Annotated in this window: 16 protein-coding genes; 5 read left to right on the plus strand and 11 right to left on the minus strand. The window is 60.1% G+C overall.

What is annotated here, in order from left to right:
* Positions 1-539: 539 nt before the first annotated feature.
* The 4 genes from nirB to cobA are packed head-to-tail and all read left to right on the plus strand — an operon-like array spanning position 540 to position 6,853.
* Entirely contained in the window at positions 540-2,993 is a 2,454-nt protein-coding gene (nirB, locus tag PSH57_RS19740; protein ID WP_305444710.1) for a nitrite reductase large subunit NirB, read from the plus strand.
* Complete coding sequence (nirD, locus tag PSH57_RS19745) at positions 2,990-3,307, plus strand: nitrite reductase small subunit NirD (RefSeq protein ID WP_092401770.1); 318 nt, start codon at positions 2,990-2,992, stop codon at positions 3,305-3,307. Before nirB ends, nirD begins: the two co-directional genes overlap by 4 nt.
* The gene (locus PSH57_RS19750; RefSeq protein ID WP_305384992.1) at positions 3,307-6,024 is read left to right on the plus strand and encodes a nitrate reductase; all 2,718 of its coding nucleotides are present in this window, start codon (positions 3,307-3,309) and stop codon (positions 6,022-6,024) included. The genes nirD and PSH57_RS19750 overlap by 1 nt, the downstream gene beginning before the upstream one ends.
* 10 nt (positions 6,025-6,034) lie before the next feature.
* Complete coding sequence (gene cobA, locus PSH57_RS19755; protein WP_305384994.1) at positions 6,035-6,853, plus strand: uroporphyrinogen-III C-methyltransferase; 819 nt, start codon at positions 6,035-6,037, stop codon at positions 6,851-6,853.
* A gap of 94 nt (positions 6,854-6,947) precedes the next feature.
* Here cobA and PSH57_RS19760 read toward each other — a convergent pair whose 3' ends face one another.
* The 8 genes from PSH57_RS19760 to ppsA form a co-directional block, all read right to left on the minus strand.
* Positions 6,948-7,982, minus strand: a complete 1,035-nt coding sequence (locus PSH57_RS19760; RefSeq protein ID WP_305384996.1) for an OmpA family protein — start codon at positions 7,980-7,982, stop codon at positions 6,948-6,950.
* A 107-nt stretch (positions 7,983-8,089) separates the two neighbouring features.
* Positions 8,090-8,680 (minus strand): RNA polymerase sigma factor SigX, encoded by a 591-nt coding sequence (sigX, locus tag PSH57_RS19765; protein WP_042729583.1) that lies wholly within the window; start codon positions 8,678-8,680, stop codon positions 8,090-8,092.
* Positions 8,681-8,771: 91 nt separating this feature from the next.
* Positions 8,772-9,596: a mechanosensitive ion channel family protein gene (locus PSH57_RS19770; protein WP_047227144.1), complete on the minus strand. Its 825-nt coding sequence runs from the start codon at positions 9,594-9,596 to the stop codon at positions 8,772-8,774.
* Positions 9,597-9,598: 2 nt separating this feature from the next.
* Positions 9,599-9,844, minus strand: coding sequence for a CrfX protein (locus PSH57_RS19775; protein ID WP_186609889.1), 246 nt, complete (start codon positions 9,842-9,844; stop codon positions 9,599-9,601).
* Between the two features lie 63 nt (positions 9,845-9,907).
* A complete protein-coding gene (locus PSH57_RS19780; protein ID WP_305385001.1) occupies positions 9,908-10,903 on the minus strand; it encodes a zinc transporter ZntB in 996 nt (331 codons plus the stop codon).
* Between the two features lie 25 nt (positions 10,904-10,928).
* Complete coding sequence (rraA, locus tag PSH57_RS19785; protein ID WP_047227142.1) at positions 10,929-11,420, minus strand: ribonuclease E activity regulator RraA; 492 nt, start codon at positions 11,418-11,420, stop codon at positions 10,929-10,931.
* 127 nt (positions 11,421-11,547) lie between these two features.
* Positions 11,548-12,537: an alpha/beta fold hydrolase gene (locus PSH57_RS19790; RefSeq protein ID WP_305385002.1), complete on the minus strand. Its 990-nt coding sequence runs from the start codon at positions 12,535-12,537 to the stop codon at positions 11,548-11,550.
* A 226-nt stretch (positions 12,538-12,763) separates the two neighbouring features.
* Positions 12,764-15,139 (minus strand): phosphoenolpyruvate synthase, encoded by a 2,376-nt coding sequence (ppsA, locus tag PSH57_RS19795; protein ID WP_305385003.1) that lies wholly within the window; start codon positions 15,137-15,139, stop codon positions 12,764-12,766.
* Positions 15,140-15,318: 179 nt separating this feature from the next.
* On the opposite strand from ppsA, the gene ppsR reads away from it, so the two are divergent.
* Positions 15,319-16,137 carry a posphoenolpyruvate synthetase regulatory kinase/phosphorylase PpsR gene (gene ppsR, locus PSH57_RS19800; protein ID WP_230149764.1) on the plus strand — a complete coding sequence of 273 codons (819 nt, stop codon included), beginning with the start codon at positions 15,319-15,321 and terminating at the stop codon, positions 16,135-16,137.
* Positions 16,138-16,276: 139 nt separating this feature from the next.
* On the opposite strand, the gene PSH57_RS19805 is transcribed toward ppsR, so the two are convergent.
* The 3 genes from PSH57_RS19805 to PSH57_RS19815 all read right to left on the minus strand — a co-directional run bounded on the left by PSH57_RS19805 (position 16,277) and on the right by PSH57_RS19815 (position 18,626).
* Positions 16,277-16,504, minus strand: a complete 228-nt coding sequence (locus PSH57_RS19805; protein ID WP_305385007.1) for an MbtH family protein — start codon at positions 16,502-16,504, stop codon at positions 16,277-16,279.
* A gap of 84 nt (positions 16,505-16,588) precedes the next feature.
* Positions 16,589-18,001 (minus strand): aspartate aminotransferase family protein, encoded by a 1,413-nt coding sequence (locus PSH57_RS19810; RefSeq protein ID WP_305385008.1) that lies wholly within the window; start codon positions 17,999-18,001, stop codon positions 16,589-16,591.
* 118 nt (positions 18,002-18,119) lie between these two features.
* Positions 18,120-18,626 carry a GNAT family N-acetyltransferase gene (locus tag PSH57_RS19815; protein ID WP_305385009.1) on the minus strand — a complete coding sequence of 169 codons (507 nt, stop codon included), beginning with the start codon at positions 18,624-18,626 and terminating at the stop codon, positions 18,120-18,122.
* Positions 18,627-18,689 lie beyond the last annotated feature (63 nt).

Raw genomic sequence — 18,689 nt, forward strand, 5'->3', positions numbered from 1 at the left:
CAGTAGCGCCTATCGCGAGCAAGCTTTGCTCCCACAGGGGATCTGATCCCACTGGATATCTGCTCCCACTGGAGATCTGATCCCACAGGAGGTCTGCTCCCACTGGAGATCTGCTCCCACTGGGGATCTGATCCCACTGGATATCTGCTCCCACTGGAGATCTGCTGTGGGAGCAAAGCTTGCTCGCGATGGCGGCCGGACTGTCCATACAAACTTTCCGGCCGAGCGCTCCATTAGCGGGCAACACGCGTTGATTCGGTGCAATAAATCCCTCCCCCATGCGTGTAACCCGTCGTTTCCCGAGTAAATCCGCGCACTCAAGCCAGTTGGCACAACCACTGCATAACCTCTCTCACCATACATAAAGCAACGCCTCCAACGATGAAGGCGGTGCTTCCCGAGAGAACGGGACCAGGACAAAGGCGTCCTCGCTAGCTTGCTAGCGGGACGCCTTTTTTTGTTTTCGTAAAAATTGTCGAGCCAGTCCGATCGCCGTGATGAAACGTGACGAAACCGGTCTGGGCTTGCGGAGAACCCTGATGAAAAAACTCAAACTGGTGATGATCGGCAACGGCATGGCCGGGGTTCGTACCCTCGAAGAGCTGCTCAAGCTGAGCAACGAGTTGTATGACATCACGGTGTTCGGCGCCGAGCCCCACACCAACTACAACCGCATCCTGCTCTCGCCCGTGCTCGCCGGCGAGCAGACGTTTGAAGAGATCGTGCTCAACGATCTGAGCTGGTACCTGGACAACAACATCAAGCTGCTGCTCAACCGCAAAGTGGTGGAGATCGACCGGATCAAGCGCCGGGTCATCGCCGAGGACGGCAGCGAAGCCGAATACGACCGCCTGCTGATCGCCACTGGCTCCACGCCGTTCATCCTGCCGATCCCCGGCAACACCCTGGAGGGCGTCATCGGCTACCGCGACATCGCCGACACCCAGGCGATGATCAACACTGCCAAGACCCACAAACACGCGGTGGTGATCGGCGGCGGGCTGCTCGGCCTGGAAGCCGCCAACGGCTTGAAACTGCGGGGCATGGACGTGACCGTGGTGCACCTGGGTGAGTGGCTGCTGGAACGGCAGTTGGACAAGACCAGCGGTCAGTTGCTGCAAACCGCCCTGGAAAACCGTGGCCTGAAATTCCGCCTTAGCGAACAGACCCAGGCCCTGCACGACGCCGGCAATGGTCGGGTCGGCTCGGTGCAATTCAAGAACGGTGACATCATCCCGGCCGATCTGGTGGTGATGGCTGCCGGTATCCGCCCCAATACCGAACTGGCGGAAAAGTCCGGCATCCCTTGCAACCGCGGGATTCTGGTCAACGACACGATGCAAACCTACGACCCGCGCATCTACGCCATCGGTGAGTGCGCCAGCCACCGGGGGACCGCCTACGGCCTGGTGGCACCGCTGTTCGAGCAAGCCAAGGTCTGCGCCAATCACCTCGCGCAACTGGGCTTCGCCACCTACAAGGGTTCAGTGACCTCGACCAAACTCAAAGTCACCGGCATCGATCTGTTCTCCGCCGGGGACTTCATGGGCGGCGAAGGCACCGAGACCATCACCCTCTCCGACCCGATTGGTGGCGTCTACAAAAAACTGGTGATCAAGGATGACGTGCTGGTCGGCGCCTGTCTGTACGGCGATACGGCAGATGGTGGCTGGTATTTCCGTCAGATCCGTGAGAACCACGCCATCAGCGAGATCCGCGATCACCTGATGTTTGGCGAAAACGCTCTCGGCGATGTAGGACACCAGGGCCAGGACAAAGCCATGAACATGGCCGACACCGCCGAAGTCTGCGGCTGCAACGGCGTGTGCAAGGGCACCATCGTCAAGGCGATCCAGGAGCACGGGCTGTTCAGCGTCGATGACGTGAAAAAACACACCAAGGCCGCCAGTTCCTGCGGCTCCTGCGCCGGGTTGGTAGAGCAGATCCTGATCAACACTGTGGGCGGTGCGGCGGACGTCAAACCGAAAAGCGAAAAAGCCATCTGTGGTTGCAGCGACCTCAACCACGGACAGATTCGCCAGGCGATCCGCGACCAGCATCTGCTGACCATCGCCGCAACCATGAGTTACTTGAACTGGCGCTCCCCGAACGGCTGCGCCACCTGCCGCCCGGCGCTCAACTATTACCTGATTTCCACCTGGCCCGGCGAAGCACACGACGACCCGCAGTCGCGCCTGATCAACGAGCGTGCCCACGCCAACATCCAAAAAGACGGCACTTACTCCGTCGTCCCACGGATGTGGGGTGGCGTGACCAATCCGTCGGAGCTGCGGCGCATTGCCGACGTGGCCGACAAGTACAACGTGCCGATGGTCAAGGTCACCGGCGGTCAGCGTATCGACCTGCTGGGTATTAAAAAGCAGGACCTGCCCGGAGTCTGGAAAGACCTGGACATGCCGTCCGGCCACGCTTATGGCAAATCCATCCGTACCGTAAAAACCTGCGTGGGCAGCGAGTTCTGCCGCTTCGGCACGCAGAACTCCACGCAGCTGGGGATCGAGCTGGAGCATGACCTCTTCAACATGTGGTCGCCCCACAAGGTGAAGCTGGCCGTTTCCGGTTGCCCACGCAACTGCTCGGAAGCGGGCATCAAGGACGTCGGTATTATCGGCGTCGATTCCGGTTGGGAGATGTACATCGGCGGCAACGGCGGGATCAAGACTGAGGTCGCCGAGTTCTTCGTCAAACTCAAGACCGCTGAAGAAGTGCGCGAATACAACGGCGCATTCCTGCAGTTGTATCGCGAAGAAGCCTTTTACCTCGAGCGCACCGTGCACTACATGCAACGGGTCGGCATGGAGCACATCAAGAAAGCGGTACTTGAAGATCCGCAACGACGCAAAGCCTTGCATGAACGCCTGAAGTTCTCCCTGTCGCTGGAACAGGACCCATGGAAAGAACGCCTGGAACAACCCCGGTTGAAAAAAGAGTTTGAAGTCATCCCCGTGAAAAACCTGGAGGTGCCGGCATGAACTGGCTGGATATCTGCGCGCTGGAAGAGATCAACGCCCTGGGCTCGCGCATCATCAACGGACCAAAAGGCGACATCGCGATTTTTCGTACCAGTGACGATGAGGTTTTCGCACTCGATGACCGCTGCCCGCACAAGGGTGGTCCGCTGTCCCAGGGGTTGATCTATGGCAAGCGCGTGGCCTGCCCGCTGCACAACTGGCAGATCGACCTGGAAACCGGCCAGGCCCAGGCCCCGGATGTGGGCTGCGCGCATCATCATTCGGCGCGGGTCGAAAACGGCCGGGTGATGCTGGCATTGCGGGAAGCAAGCTGATGAGCCGTCAGACCACTGCCTCGACCTGCTGTTATTGCGGGGTCGGTTGCGGCGTGCTGATCGAACATGACGACGAGCGCATCCTCGGCGTCAGTGGCGATCCTGCCCATCCGGCCAACTTCGGCAAACTGTGCAGCAAGGGTTCGACCCTGCACCTGACCGGCGACCTCGCCGCGCGCGCCTTGTATCCCGAACTGCGCCTGGGCAAGGGCTTGTCCCGTGCCCGCAGCGACTGGGACAGCGCGCTGGATCACGCGGCCAGCATCTTCGCCGATACCATCGCCGAACATGGCCCCGACAGCGTGGCGTTCTACATCTCCGGGCAACTGCTGACCGAGGACTATTACGCCTTCAACAAACTCGCCCGGGCCCTGGTGGGCACCAACAATATCGACAGCAATTCCCGGCTGTGCATGTCCTCGGCGGTGGTGGGCTACAAGCGAAGCCTTGGCGCCGATGCGCCTCCCTGCAGCTATGAAGACCTGGAGCTGAGCGACTGCGTGATGATTGTCGGCAGTAACATGGCCTACGCCCATCCGATCCTGTTCCGTCGCCTGGAGGAAGCCAAGTCCCGCCGGCCGCAGATGAAAATCATCGTTATCGATCCACGGCGTACCGACACCTGCGACCTTGCCGACTTGCACCTGGCGATCCTGCCGGGCACCGATGTCGCCTTGTTCCATGGGATTTTGCACCTGTTGTTGTGGGAAGACTGGGTCGACCGCGATTTCATCAAGGCTCACACCGAAGGCTTGGCGGACCTGAAGAACCTGGTGCGCGACTACACGCCGGCGATGGTCGCCCAGATCTGCGGCATCAGCGTCGAGCAACTGCACCAGTGCGCCGAATGGGTCGGCACTTCGCCCAGCTTCCTGTCGTTGTGGTGCATGGGCTTGAATCAGTCCACCGCCGGCAGTGCGAAGAACAGCGCGTTGATCAACCTGCACCTGGCCACCGGGCAAATCGGCCGGCCGGGCGCCGGGCCCTTCTCGCTGACCGGTCAGCCCAATGCCATGGGCGGTCGGGAAACCGGTAGCCTGTCGAACCTGCTGCCGGGCCATCGCGACGCCGCCAATGCTGAGCATCGCGCCGAAGTCGCCCGCTACTGGGGCGTTGAACAATTGCCCGCGACCACGGGTTTGAGCGCCATCGAACTGTTCGAACAGGTTCGCAGCGGCAAGATCAAGGCATTGTGGATTGCCTGCACCAACCCCGCACAGTCAATGCCAGACCAGACAGCGGTACGGGACGCCCTGCAAGCCTGTCCATTCGTGGTGCTGCAAGAGGCCTTCCGGACCACCGAAACCGCCGCGTTTGCCGATCTGCTGCTGCCAGCGGCCAGTTGGGGCGAGAAAGAAGGTTCAGTGACCAACTCCGAACGGCGTATTTCCCACGTCCGCCGGGCGATTGCCGCACCGGGTGAGGCACGGCCGGACTGGGCGATTACCGTGGATTTCGCCCAACGCCTGGAGAAACGCCTGCGCCCGGGCAGGCCCAGTCTGTTCGCCTTTGAAACCTCAGCCCAGTTGTTCGATGAATACAAGCAACTGACCCGTGGCCGCGACCTGGACTTGTCCGGTATCAGCCACGCCCTGATCGATCAACTCGGTCCTCAGCAATGGCCCTTCCCGGAAGGCGCCAGCAGCGGAACGCCGCGCCTGTATCTGGACGGGATTTTTCCTACCGACAATGGCCGCGCGCGGTTCGTCGCAGAGCCGTATCGCGCCGCCAAAGAGCTGCGCGATGCCCGCTACCCGCTGACCCTCAACACCGGTCGACTGCGGGACCAATGGCATGGCATGAGCCGTACCGGCACCGCAGCGCAATTATTCGGCCATGTGAACGAGGCCGTGCTCAGCCTGCACCCCGACGAACTGCATCGCCATCGCCTGCAAGCCGGTGACCTGGTCAGCCTCAAGAGCCGTCGTGGCACCATCATCGTGGCGGTGGACAGTGACGACAGCGTGCGCCCCGGCCAGGCGTTCCTGCCCATGCACTGGGGCGACCGCTTTCTCAAGGGTGGGGTCAATACCCTGACTCAACCGGCCTTCGACCCCTTGTCAAAACAGCCGGAGCTCAAACACAGCGGCGTGCGCCTGGAGCCGGTGAATCTGCCCTGGCAGCTTTTCGCCCTGGTCGAAGGCAATGTTCAACAGCATCTGGAGACTTTGCGCCCACTGTGTGAGGCGTTTTCCTACGTCAGCCTGAGCCTGACCGGGCGCGAACGTCCCGCGTTGCTGATTCGCGCAGCCAGCGCCGTCGCCCCCGAGCCACAGTTGCTACAAGCGATCGACGAGCAATTGGGGCTCATCGAAGGACCCGTGCTGGCCTATGACGATCCGCGTCGCTCCATCGGTAAACGGGTGCGGATCGAAAACGGCCGCATCACCGCGATTCGCCTGGCCGGTGAAACCCTCGCCCGGCACTGGCTGCAAAACCTCTGGCTCGAAGGCCGTGCCGATGAGCAGTTGCGGCGCTGGCTGCTGGCACCTTTAAGCGCTCCACCAGGCAATGTCGGCGCCTCGGTCGGCGGGAGCAAAACGCTGTGCAACTGCATGAACGTCAGCCAGCGTGCGATCTGCGCGGGCATTGAACGTGGCCTGGATTTGCAGGGGCTGAAACAGGAACTGGGCTGCGGCACGCAATGCGGCTCCTGTGTACCGGAAATCAAACGCCTACTGGTTGCCACCGCGCAACCGGTGGCCGCTGTCTCGTGAAGAAAACACTATGAACGCAAAAGTCTGGCTGGTGGGTGCAGGTCCTGGCGACCCTGAATTGCTGACCCTCAAAGCCGTGCGCGCCTTGGGCGAAGCCGACGTGGTGTTGATCGACGATCTGGTCAACGATGCGGTGCTGGAGCACTGCCCCGGCGCGCGGATCATTGCCGTGGGCAAGCGCGGCGGGTGCCGCTCCACGCCACAGGCCTTTATCCATCGGCTGATGCTGCGTTATGCCCGTCAGGGCAAGTGCGTGGTACGCCTCAAGGGCGGCGACCCGTGCATCTTCGGCCGGGGCGGCGAAGAGGCGCAGTGGCTGCGCGAGCGCGGCGTCGAAGTGGAGCTGGTCAATGGCATTACGGCCGGTCTTGCGGGGGCCACCCAATGTGATATTCCGCTGACGCTGCGCGGGATTGCCCGTGGCGTGACGCTGGTCACCGCCCACACCCAGGACGGCAGCAGCCTGAACTGGAAAGCCTTGGCCCAAAGCGGCACGACCCTGGTGGTGTATATGGGCGTGGCGAAACTCAGCGAGATCCGCGAGCAACTGCTGGCCGGTGGCCTGGCGGCAGACACACCAGTGGCCATGATCGAAAACGCCTCCCTGCCCCATCAGCGTGACTGTCGCAGCGACCTGGCCTCGATGGAAGCCGACGCAAACGCGTTCCAACTCAAGAGCCCGGCGATCCTGGTGATTGGTGCGGTGGCCAAAGCTGCCGAACCTGTGGGAGCAAAGCTTGCTCGCGATGAGGTAGAGTCAGCAACATTCATATGGGCTGGCACACCGCTATCGCGAGCAAGCTTTGCTCCCACAGGCTCAGTGTTTTAACTCACCCCACTGTGGCAGACCCACGGCTTTTTTTATAAATCGCAGGCAAAGAAAAGCCCGGCCTAAGCCGGGCTTTTCTAAAGCTGTGGGCTAATTACTTAGCTTCGGCTTCAACTTCTGCTTCTACGCGACGGTTTACAGCGCGGCCAGCGTCAGTAGCGTTGTCGGCAACTGGGCGGGATTCGCCGTAGCCAACAGACTGAACGCGGGACGATTCAACACCGTACTGGTTGGTCAGAACGTCTTTAACGGCGTTTGCACGACGCTCGGACAGTTTCTGGTTGTAAGCGTCAGGACCGACGGAGTCAGTGTGACCTTCAACAGTGGTGCTGGTGGATGGATACTGATTCATGAAATCAGCCAGGTTCTTGATGTCGCCGTAGCTGTTTTCTTTAACGACCGACTTGTCGAAGTCGAACTTGACGTCCAGCTCAACACGTACGACTTCAGCAACAGCTGGGCAGCCATCAGCGTCAACAGTTACGTTGGCTGGGGTGTCAGGGCACTTGTCGACGTTGTCGCACACGCCATCGTTGTCGCTGTCGGAGCAGACTTCAGCCGGAGCTGGAACTGGAGCAGCAGCAGGCTTGGAGCCGCCACCGAAGTTCACACCGATACCGACGCTTGGAGCCCACTCGGTGTCGCCCTGGTCGATGTTGTACTGAGCTTCAACGCCGGCACGGGCGTAGAAGTTGTCGGTGAAGTACAGCTTGGCACCGCCGCCAACGTTGGCGAAGGTGGAGCCATTGCGACCGCTACGGCCGTTCTGACCGATGCTCTGATCAGAGAAACCAGCCGATACGTATGGACGCAGCATGTCGCCTGGGTTGTTGAAGTGGTACAGAGCGTCCAGAGCGGTGTTGGAGCCCTTGATGTTACGGCCGTCGTCGGAACGTGCGTTGTGCACTTCGTCGTAGGCCAGACGCAGCTCAACGTCGTCGGTCAGGAAGTAGCCGATCGAACCGCCGAACAGGTTGCCGTTGTTCTTGAAGTTACGAGCGCTGTCGAATTGTTCTTTCTTCGCGAAGCCTTCGATTTCAACTGCGCCTTGGCCTTGTGCCAGAGCGCCGAACGAAGTGGCAGCAATCAAAGAACCAATGGCAAAGCCCAAGGTGTTTTTCAGTTTCATCCGTTAAATCCCCATCTGGTGATTGTAAAGCAGTCCCGCAAACCGGGGGACAACTCGGCGACAAGTCTATCAGAACTTGCCTACACGTAAGAGATATTTGCGCCGAACTAAGTTTCAGCAATACCCGCAAATTTCTCACGCAATTTATCAAGAGCGCGCTTGTAACGCATTTTTGTCGCGCTCAACCCCATGTGCATTATGTCTGCGATCTCTTGGAATTCCAGCTCTGCGACAAATCGTAGCACCAGAATCTCCCGGTCGATCGGGTTCACATGGACAAGCCAGCGATCAAGCCCGCCTTTCTCCTCCGGTTTGGGCGCCTTTTCTTCAGAGGCTTCCTCCAGAGGGTCCAGGCTTAAAGCGTCCATCAAGCGACGCTTTCGCCGTTCCTTACGGTACTGCGTGATGCATTCGTTGTACGTGATGCTATATAGCCATGTCTTGAACTTCGATTTCCCCTCGAAGTTCTTCAGGCCATACAGCACCTTCAACATCACCTCCTGACAGACATCGTCAGCATCACGATCGTTCCCCAGATAACGTGCACAAACGTTAAATAATGTTCTCTGGTAACGGCGCATCAATTCTTCGTAAGCACGCGTTACGTGAAAAAGTTCCGTATGCGCGCGCGCGACCAACTCCTCATCGGAGAGATCACGGGGGTCGTAGCGCGTGGATAGCGATTGGGGTTTGTTCAAAACAAGTCGGGCCGACAGTCTAGGTCAATGTGCGCCGCAGCCTGCGTTAACAGGCATTTTGCGGCGGCATACATTAGCAGGGTTTGCCGGGTTAGCGGCTACTCACATGCTGTTCCAGCAGGATCCGATTGGAGAGCGATACCAGTTCGCCCTCCTCGGTCAGCAATGTGGTCTTCACCGTGCCGATCTCCTCGATCTGGCCTTCGACCTCGCCAACACGCACTTGTTGCCCAACCTCATACAATTCACGCACATAGATTCCCGCAAGAATCTGGCCGGCAATTTCCCGGCTTCCCAACCCCATTGCCAGCGCAACCGCCAGACCAACGGTAATCAATACGATGACGATCACGTGGTTGAGCAGGTCAGTCTTGACCTCCAACTGGCTGATCGCGACCGAAATACTGATGATGATCACCAGGCCTTGGGCAATGCGCCCCAAGCCTTGGGCGTAGTCGAGCCCGACGCCTTCGGCCGCGCCACGCACCAGCCCGTTGGCCAGTTGCGCCAGCAGAACGCCCACCAGCAATACCAGCGCGGCACCGAAAACCTTCGGCAAATACAGCGCAAGCATATCGAGCGTAGCTGAAACTCGCTCAAGGCCAAGGGATTCAGCCGCGGAAACCAGGAAAATCAGCAGAACGAACCAGTAGACGATCTTGCCGACCAAGGTCGAGATCGGTACCTGAATGCCACCGCGCGACAGCAACTTGGTCAGGCCGGTGCCGCCCATCAGGCGGTCGAGCCCCAATTTTGCGAGCAGTTTTGAAAGCAGGGTGTCCAGCAACTTGGCCACCACGAACCCCAATAACAGCACCACCAGCGCGCCGAAGAGGTTCGGGATGAAATTAGCCACCTTGGTCCACAACGCGGTCATTGCCGTGACGAGGCTCTGGGTCCAGAGATCAAGTTCCATATTCAATCAGCCTTATCAGCGGTGCGAGTAACAGATTTACGACGGGAAACCGGCGAAACGTGGGCGGACCCGTTATTCAGGGCGATCATCAGCGCGGGCAACCAGCGGCCCAGCAGGCTGAACAGATCGCCGGCGCCAACCTGGCGATTGGCGGTTTTCAGTACACGTCCCAGGCATGCATCGTCGTCCCGGCTGGACGGCGAAGCCTTGAGCATGTCGCGCAAAGACTGTTCAAACGGATCGTGCATACGCACCTCTCGTGATGTCTGTGAAAGACGCGATCAAATTTCGGCGGGTCACATGGCGCTCCGTCAAACCCAGCGCAAACGGCGGAATAACCACCACTGACCCAGGGCCACGCCGACCATCAACAGGCATGCAACCAGGAAGCCATAAGGGCTTTCGGAGAACGGAATGCCGCCGACATTGATGCCCAAAAGACCGGTGAGAAAACTCATCGGCAGGAAAATCCCGGTGATGATGCCAAAGCGGTACATGGTGCGATTCATGCGCACAGACAGACGCCGGTCCTCGGCCTCCAGCACAAGCCCCACGCGCTCTCGAGTCAATTCCAGCTCTTCGAGGTAGCGGGTCAGGCTGTTGTTCAATTCGTTCCAGTAGTCGCCATCATCTTCGACAAACCACGGCAGTTTGAGCCGGGTCATCTGGCCGAAAATATCCCGCTGTGGTGCCAGGAACCGCTTCAGCCCGGCCGCCCTTCTACGAATGTGCAAAATGGCATCATGCTCGGGGGTATACCGTTCGTCGGTATCGATTTTTTCTTCTTCGCCATCGACGATTTCCGAGAGCTGGGTGACCAGATCCTGCACCTTGTTGGTCAGGTACTGCGCCATATAAAGGATGAGTTCCGACGCGGTCCTTGGCCCCTTGCCCTCGGCCAGTTGCGTCAATAGTTCATCGGTGGCGCGCAACGGACGCAGGCGCAGGGAGATGACTCGCTGGGCGGACGCGAAGATCCGCACCGACACCATGTCCTCAGGTTCAGCGCCCGGGTTGAGATTGATGCCGCGCAGAAACAGCAGCAACTCGGCGTTGGGCAACGGCAACAGGCGCGGCCGGGTGTTCTCCTCCAGCAGCAGGTCGCAGTTGAATTCGCTCAGACCACTGGACTTGCGTAGCCAGGTGTGGGTTTGCGGGTGACTGCGATCCCAGTGCAGCCACAGGCTTTCGTGGGCCTGTAGCTGCAAATCGTCGAGTTCTGTCCGGGCTATCGAACGCGCGCCACCAATACCGTCCAGCACCAGGGCATGCACCAGCCCCCATTGCGCGTTTTCTTCCTCGAACATCCTCATCCCTTATGGCATTGACGCTTCATTCAGGCATTTTCAGCGGGCTTGGCGAAACAATCACACCGTTGTTGTCCGCATAGACATACTCGCCTGGACGAAACGTCACGCCGGCGAAGGTCACCGCGACATTGAGATCGCCGATGCCACGCTTGTCGGTTTTCATTGGATGGCTGGCCAGGGCCTGGACACCGAGGTCTGTCTGGGCGATGACGTCGACGTCGCGGATGCAGCCGTAAATCACCAACCCTTCCCAACCGTTTTTCGCGGCTTTCTCGGCCAGCATGTCACCCAGCAATGCCCGGCGCAGCGAGCCGCCGCCATCGACCACCAACACTTTGCCGTTTCCCTTGAGTTCCACCTGCTCCTTGACCAGGGAGTTGTCCTCGAAGCACTTGATGGTCACGATTTCGCCACCGAAGGAATCGCGGCCGCCAAAATTGCTGAACATCGGCTCCAACACTTGCACCAACTCCGGGTAGGCGTCGCACAGGTCGGGCGTGAGGTAATGGTTCATTGAACAACTCCTGTAAAGGCTGGAACGTCAGGCTGAGTGAGCAACCGTTTGTGACCGGAACCGCGTATCGCGTCATATCTTAGCCGCAAGCCGAGAAGAGCGAAATGCCCTTGTCAGAGCCTTCGCTTCAAACCGCCTCGGCCAGCCGGGATGGATCTGCCAGCAACGGTTCGTGCTGATCCGCCAGCCAGCGCGCCACCAGCGGCCAGACCTCAGCGTGGGCCGCTTTGCTGACCAGCATCTCGACATGGCCGAAATTGTCGTTGAAGCCCTGCTCCCGGCCCAGGCAGACAAACTGCTTGTGCTCGGAGCCAATCTGTTCAAAGAGTTTGCGGCAAGCCCAGGTTGGGTCCTGCTGATCGCCGGCCGCGCTCACCGCCAGCACCGGCACCCGCACATCGGCCAGCCCCGCCCACCAGTTCTTCTCGGCATCACCGAAACGCCCGAACAAGCCATACCAGCGCATGCTCTCCAGGGCTAGGCCGATAGGCTCGTCCTCCGGGCCGCGCTTGAGCCGTGAACCGGACAATTGGGCAAAACGCTTGAGGATGAAACGCCCGCTCCATTCCACCGGCGGGATTTTCAGCGGCCAGTAGGTGCGGCTGACCTGGGTGCCAAAAAATGCCGCCGAAGCCACAGCCGGTTCGCCCAGGTAGTGGCCGCCCAACGCCGCCGCCAGGGTGATGCCACCCAGGGAGTGACCGATCCAGTGTGGCACCTGCCCGCTTTGCTCACGCACGAAGGCGCCAATGGCCGGCAGGTCGTAACGAGCGTAATCGGCGACGCGGTTCTTGCGGTAGTCATGATTGCGCTGGGACAGGCCATGGCCACGCATCTCGGGAATCCACACGTCAAAGCCCAGCCGCGCAAGATAGGCCCCCAGGCCCAAGCCCTTGGGCGAATACCAGAAGCGCCGGTTGGAAAAACTGCCGTGCAGCAGGATCACGGGAATGCCGCGAACCTCGCTGCCGTCGGCCAAACCCAATCGGGTGATGGCCAGTTCAACGCTGTAGTCCGGACTGTTGCCGGGCTTCAGACGATAGACGTCTTCGCTCAGATCACCACGCCGCTCGGCGCTGATCAGGGCGACAGGAAAAAGCTTGCTGCTGCTTTGCATAATGCTCTTGCACAAAAAAGGGCGGCATCCGCCTGGAGCCCGCCCTACTTCAATCAAAAGGGGCCTATGGGTCAAGCCGCACAACCAGTGGGAGCGGGCTTGCTCGCGAAGACGGTGGAACAGTCAACATTGATGTTGTCTGACACACCGCTTTCGCGAGCAAGCCCGCTCCCACAAGGGTTGCGCTTAACCGACTGACATCAGCCGGTTAGGCCCCTTCACTCGATCAGACCGCAGCCTGACCCTCAGCCAGGAAGAACCAGGTCTCCAGTACGGAGTCGGGGTTCAACGAAACGCTTTCGATGCCCTGCTCCATCAGCCACTTGGCCAGGTCCGGGTGGTCCGAAGGGCCCTGACCGCAGATACCGATGTACTTGCCGGCCTTGTTGCAGGCGGCAATGGCATTGGCCAGCAGCTTCTTGACCGCCGGGTTCCGCTCGTCGAACAGGTGCGCAATGATGCCGGAGTCACGGTCCAGGCCCAGGGTCAACTGGGTCAGGTCGTTGGAGCCGATGGAGAAACCGTCGAAGAACTCAAGGAACTCTTCAGCGAGGATCGCGTTGGATGGCAGCTCGCACATCATGATCACGCGCAGACCGTTGTCGCCACGGGCCAGGCCGTTTTCCGCCAGCAGGTCGACAACCTGGCTCGCTTCGCCCAGGGTGCGCACGAACGGCACCATGATTTCGACGTTGGTCAGGCCCATCTCGTTGCGCACACGCTTGAGGGCGCGGCACTCGAGCTCGAAGCAGTCACGGAACGACTCGCTGATGTAGCGCGAAGCGCCACGGAAGCCCAGCATCGGGTTTTCTTCTTCCGGCTCGTACAGCTTGCCGCCGATCAGGTTGGCGTATTCATTGGACTTGAAGTCCGACAGACGCACGATGACCTTTTTCGGCCAGAACGCAGCCGCCAGGGTGCTGATGCCTTCCACCAGCTTCTCGACGTAGAAACCGACCGGATCGTTGTAGCCGGCAATGCGTTTGTCGACGCTGTCCTTGATCTCCGGCGGCAAACCGTCGTAGTTCAGCAACGCCTTGGGGTGTACGCCGATCATGCGGTTGATGATGAACTCCAGACGGGCGAGGCCCACGCCGGCGTTTGGCAGTTGCGCGAAGTCAAAGGCGCGATCCGGGTTGCCGACGTTCATCATGATCTTGAACGGCAGGTCCGGCATGGCGTCCACGGAGTTCTTCTTGATGTCGAAGCCCAGTTCGCCTTCGAAGATATAGCCGGTATCGCCTTCGGCGCAGGACACGGTGACGCCCTGGCCGTCCTTGAGCAGTTGGGTGGCGTTGCCGCAACCGACTACGGCCGGGATGCCCAGTTCACGGGCGATGATCGCCGCGTGGCAGGTACGCCCCCCGCGGTTGGTGACGATGGCGCTGGCGCGCTTCATCACCGGTTCCCAGTCCGGGTCGGTCATGTCGGAAACCAGCACATCGCCGGCCTGGACCTTATCCATCTCCGAAACGTCCTTGATGATCCGTACCTTGCCGGCGCCGATGCGCTGGCCGATGGCACGGCCTTCCACCAGCACGGTGCCGGTTTCCTTGAGCAGGTAGCGCTCCATGACATTGGCCTGGGTACGGCTCTTCACGGTTTCCGGACGGGCTTGCACGATATACAGCTTGCCGTCGTCACCGTCCTTGGCCCATTCGATGTCCATCGGGCACTTGTAGTGCTTCTCGATGATCATCGCCTGCTTGGCCAGCTCGCTGACTTCAGCGTCGCTCAGGCAGAAGCGCGCACGCTCGGCCTTGTCCACATCGACGGTCTTGACCGAACGACCAGCCTTGGCTTCGTCGCCGTAGACCATCTTGATGGCCTTGCTGCCCAGGTTACGGCGCAAGATGGCCGGACGGCCGGCTTCCAGCGTGCCTTTATGGACATAGAACTCATCCGGGTTCACCGCGCCTTGTACGACGGTTTCACCCAGGCCGTAGGCGCCGGTGATGAATACCACGTCACGGAAACCCGACTCGGTGTCGAGGGTGAACATCACCCCGGCGGTGCCGGTTTCCGAGCGGACCATGCGCTGCACACCGGCAGACAGGGCGACCAGCTTGTGGTCGAAGCCCTGGTGTACACGGTAGGAAATGGCACGGTCGTTAAAGAGAGAGGCGAAGACTTCCTTGGCGGCACGGATGACGTTTTCCACGCCACGGATGTTCAGGAAGGTTTCCTGCTGGCCGGCGAAGGAAGCATCCGGCAGGTCTTCGGCGGTAGCCGAGGAGCGCACGGCAACGGCAATGTCGGGATTGCCTTCGGACAATTTGGCGAAGGCCGTGCGGATCTCGGCGTTCAGCTTCTCGGGAAACTCGGCGTCCATGATCCACTGGCGGATCTGGGCGCCGGTCTTGGCCAGGGCATTGACGTCATCGACGTCCAGGGCATCGAGCGCGTCGTGGATCTGTTGGTTCAGGCCGCTCAGTTCCAGAAAATCACGATAAGCCTGAGCTGTCGTGGCGAAGCCACCTGGCACCGATACGCCGGCACCGGCGAGGTTACTGATCATCTCGCCCAGGGATGCGTTCTTGCCCCCCACATGCTCTACATCATGGACGCCGAGCTTATCGAGGGAAACTACGTACTCTACCAAGGTGATCTCTCCACTAACTGTGTTGGAAAAGCTCAAGGCACCGGCAGCTCCAGGGGAGCAAATACCGGCGATATGGCCTGGACCTGGAAAATAAGTGAGAATGCGGGCCACTGGCGGCCGGCAAATCGCGCCTATCATATCCAAGAATCGTCACTAGCTCACTAGGGCCCAAGGCGCAAATGAAACGATCTGCTTTCTTTATCTCCGACGGCACCGGCATCACGGCCGAAACACTGGGCCAAAGCCTGTTGGCGCAATTCGAAAACATTACCTTCGCCAAGCTGACCCGCCCCTACATCGACAACGTCGACAAGGCCCGGGCCATGGTACAGCAAATCAATAAAGCCGCCGAAACCGACGGTTTCCGCCCGATTATCTTCGATACCATCGTCAATCAGGACATCCGTGAGATTCTCGCAACGTCCAATGGTTTCATGATCGACATTTTTTCCACCTTCCTGGCGCCCCTGGAACAGGAACTGAGCGAGCATTCGTCCTACTCGGTCGGCAAGTCCCATTCCATTGGTCATAACTCCAACTACATGGAGCGGATCGAGGCGGTCAACTTCGCCCTGGACAACGATGACGGCGCCCGTACGCATTATTACGACAAGGCCGATTTGATCCTAGTGGGCGTGTCGCGCTGTGGTAAGACGCCGACGTGCCTGTACATGGCAATGCAATTTGGTATCCGCGCGGCCAACTATCCGCTGACCGAAGACGACATGGAGCGCCTGCAACTGCCCAGCGCCCTGCGCGCCCACCAGCACAAGCTGTTCGGCCTGACCATCGATCCGGACCGACTTACGGCGATTCGCAACGAGCGCAAACCCAACAGCCGCTATTCGAGCTACGCCCAGTGCGAATTTGAAGTGCGCGAGGTGGAAAACCTGTTCCGGCGGGAGAACATTCCCCACATCAACTCCACGCATTTTTCCGTGGAAGAGATTTCGGCGAAGATCCTGGTGGAGAAAGGGGTGGAGCGGCGGTTCAAGTAACCCGCAACAACACAAAACCCTGTGGGAGCGGGCTTGCTCGCGAAAGCGGAGTGTCAGCTAATACTTGATTGACAGACAGACCGCTTTCGCGAGCAAGCCCGCTCCCACAGGGGTTAGGGGTTTTTTCAGAATTTCTGCATTAATGAACCACAGCCACCTGCTCGTCCATTTTCTTGCGCAGGCTCAACGGGCGCATGTCAGTCCAGACTTCTTCGATGTAAGCCAGGCAGTCCTTCTTGAAGCCACTTTTTCCAATGGCACGCCAACCTTCAGGGATGGCCTTGTAGTCAGGCCAGATCGAATACTGTTCTTCGTGGTTGACCACGACCTGAAAAACGATGTCCTCGCGGTCGAATACTGAAGTCATGGGTGTCTCTCCATCTTTGCTCGAGGTTCACTGCGGTGCGTACGCAGCCAGGGTATGAAAGGAACGTTTGGAGCCGGGTGAAAATTAGCTTTGGGCAACGGCAGCCTTCAAGGCACGTGCGAAAATCTCGGCAACCCGGTCGATTTCCGCCGCCGTGATGATCAGCGGCGGCAGGAACCGCACCACGCCGCCCTGTCGGCCACCCAACTCCAGGATCAACCCACGCTTGAGGCATTCACGTTGCAACCGTGGCGCCAGAGATGCGTTGACTGGCGGGTGACCCAAGGCATCCGGCGTCCCGGCCGGGTCAACCAGTTCGACGCCAAGCATCAGCCCGCGACCACGGATATCGCCCAGCTGCGCAAAATCCCGCTGCAGGACGTACAGGTGTTCGCTCAAGCGATCGCCCATGGCGCTGGCGTGGGCCGGCAGGTTGTGTTCCACCAGATAACGCATCACCGCAGAACCGGCGGCCATGGCCATTTGATTGCCACGGAAGGTCCCGGCGTGGGCTCCCGGCAGCCAGGTGTCGAGCCAGTCACGATAGACCACCACCGCCAGCGGCAGGCTGCCGCCAATGGCCTTGGACAGCACCACCACATCTGGAATGATGCCGGCATGTTCGAACGCGAACATTTTGCCGGTGCGGCCAAAACCACTCTGGATCTCGTCGACGATCAGCGCCACGCCCGCCTGCTCGGTGATGCGCCGCAATCCGCGCAGCCAATCCAGATCGGCCGGGATGACCCCACCCTCGCCCTGCACCACCTCGACGATCACTGCCGCCGGCAATTGCACGCCGGCCTCGGGGTCAGTCAACAGGTTTTCCAGATAATGCAGATTGGCCTTCACCCCCAAGGCACCGCCCAAACCGAATGGACAGCGGTAATCGTAGGGGTAAGGCATGAACTGCACGCCGTTACCGAGCAAGGCGCCCAAGGGTTTTTTCGGCCCCAGGCTGCCCATCAGGCTCAGCGCACCCTGGCTCATGCCGTGATAACCGCCCTGGAACGACAGCACGGTGCTGCGCCCGGTGGCCGTGCGTACCAGTTTGAGGGCGGCTTCCACCGCGTCAGTACCGGTGGGGCCGCAGAACTGGATCTTCGCCTCGGCGGCAAGGTCCGCCGGCAACAGGCCGAACAGGTCCTGGACGAAGCGATCCTTGACCGGCGTGGTCAGGTCCAGGGTATGTAAAGGCAACTCATCGCTTAGCACCTGCTGGATCGCCTCGATCACCACCGGATGGTTATGCCCCAGCGCCAGAGTGCCGGCCCCGGCCAGGCAGTCGATGAAAGTGCGGCCCTCGACGTCCTCGACATACAGGCCCCTGGCGCGCTTGAGGGCCAAGGGAATGCGCCGTGGATAGCTGCGGGCGTTGGACTCCTGCCGGCTCTGGCGGGCCAGCAGCGGCGATTCGTTGAATTGGTAGAGCATCTCGGTCGGCGCGCAACTGACCCGCGCCGGCTGTGCTTCGATAAGACTATTGGCGACTGACATCTCTCGACCCCGCAATACACTGTAGTAGTGACCCAAATGGCACCCCGGACAGGTGCGCATCCGGTTGGGGCGCACGTGCAGGTTTCCTGTTGTGGAAACGCACCGGCGCGGCAAGGATTTACTCTCGAACCGAACTTTCCCCCGCAGGCTCGACCAGTGGTTTGTGCATGGCAATGGCGGTGACACCGCCGATGGCGAAAGCCTCGGCGCTTTGCTTGAACCCCAGGTGTCGATAGAACCCGTGGCTGCTGCGCGTGCTGTTGAGGGTCACCTGGACGACCCCGCGATCGCGCAACCACCCCTCGATGTCCCGCACCAGCGCTCGCCCGGCACCGCGGCGAAACCATTCCGGTTGCACATAGCAGAAGGCGATCCGGCCGCAGACCGAAGCCATGGCGGTGCCCACCAACCGCCCCTGCAAACGCGCCAGGGTCAGACGTAACCTTGGGTCGAGCAGTAAAGGCTGTATTTGGGCGAGGGTGTTGCGGCGCGTCCAGGCCGCCACGATGCGCGGGTCGTTACGGTGTTCGGCGGCACATCCGAGGCGAATGGAGCGTTCGGCGATCCGGCTGATGATGCCGGCATCGCTGGGTGTTGCGGTGCTGATTTCAATGAGTGGTTCCATGGCACGGTTTTCCTCAGTCCTTGAGTCGAGCTGAAAAAAACATAGACCCGGATGAGGTGGGTG

It is taken from the genome of Pseudomonas hefeiensis (assembly GCF_030687835.1).
Classification (GTDB): Bacteria; Pseudomonadota; Gammaproteobacteria; order Pseudomonadales; family Pseudomonadaceae; genus Aquipseudomonas; species Aquipseudomonas hefeiensis.